Origin of the sequence: Acidiphilium iwatense, assembly GCF_021556475.1 — a bacterium.
Taxonomy (GTDB): Bacteria; Pseudomonadota; Alphaproteobacteria; order Acetobacterales; family Acetobacteraceae; genus Acidiphilium; species Acidiphilium iwatense.
This window is the reverse complement of the sequence record NZ_JAKGBZ010000154.1, coordinates 1-1,101: the sequence shown is the minus strand read 5'-3', so window position 1 is coordinate 1,101 and position 1,101 is coordinate 1. Positions and strand designations below refer to the sequence as shown.

General features: G+C 58.1%; 1 protein-coding gene. It reads left to right on the top strand.

Annotated features, from left to right (window positions below; translation table 11 throughout):
- Window positions 1-411 precede the first annotated feature (411 nt).
- A complete protein-coding gene (locus tag L2A60_RS20525) occupies window positions 412-1,017 on the top strand; it encodes a DUF4158 domain-containing protein (RefSeq protein ID WP_235706313.1) in 606 nt (201 codons plus the stop codon).
- Window positions 1,018-1,101: the final 84 nt, after the last annotated feature.

The window sequence follows — 1,101 nt, the reverse complement described above, 5'->3', positions numbered from 1 at the left end:
CGCCATCGGTGACTGGCTGACCGCCCTCATCGGCTTCGCGTCTCTCGGCGTTCTCTTTCGCTGGAAGGTCAGCAATCCACTTCTAATCGGGGTAACGGCGGCAATCGGCCTCATCGCGTTTCCCTTGATTCACCCAGCTTGGACGGTTCTGAAATAAATATTCGGTCGGCGCATCGGTGATTAATTACCTTGTGCATAGACATATATCGAGCACCGATCGTTCAATTCGAGCATGGAGGCAGCTAATTTGAGCGCAGAGGCGTGCCGCGATCACGTAATTCGAGCAGAAATTTGCGATGAATTCGGGCACAACCGCCGATGAATGCGAGCATCTACAGCTAGTTCCTGAATTCCTGAGGCAGAGATCGGGTTTCTTGCCGGAAAAGGGGGGATTGATTGGCGCAAAGAAGATTGCTGACAGACGAAGAACGCCATGTTCTCCTTGGTGTACCGGCCGATCCCGACGGCCTGGTGCGGCACTACACCTTTACCCGGTCTGATCGAAATCTCCTTCTCACGCGCCGCGGTAAAACCAATCAGCTCGGCTTTGCGGTGCAACTCGTCCTTCTCCGCCATCCCGGCACGACGCTGTTTTACATGGACGGCTCCGTCGCTGCACTGGTGGCCTGGTTGGCTACCCAGCTCGAAATTCCCCGATCGGCATTCGAAACCTATCAACGTCGTCCTCAGACGATGACCGACCACGCTCAGATCCTTGCGACGACCCTCGGGTTGCGCTTGCCCAGCAGAGGCGATTTCGCCTCCATGATCGACGCCGCAGCACTCGCCGCATGGGACACTGACCGCGGGCCAATGATCGTCAAAGGCGTGATTGCCGACTTGCGCGCCCGGAAGATCATTCTCCCGACCACGGGTGTCATCGAGCGCGTGGCGATCGCCGGTCGTGCTCGCGCCCGCAAGCGCACCGCAGACGCTTTGATCCAAGGGTTGTCGCCCGATCAGATAACTCGGCTTGACCTGAACCGCGCCGGGAATCCTGGAGGCCATTTTGTTTGACTCAGGCGACCATAGCCAGCTCGTTCAGTTGTTCATAGTAGCGCGCCTCGGCCTCGGCGGGTGGGATGTTGCCGATCGGCTCGA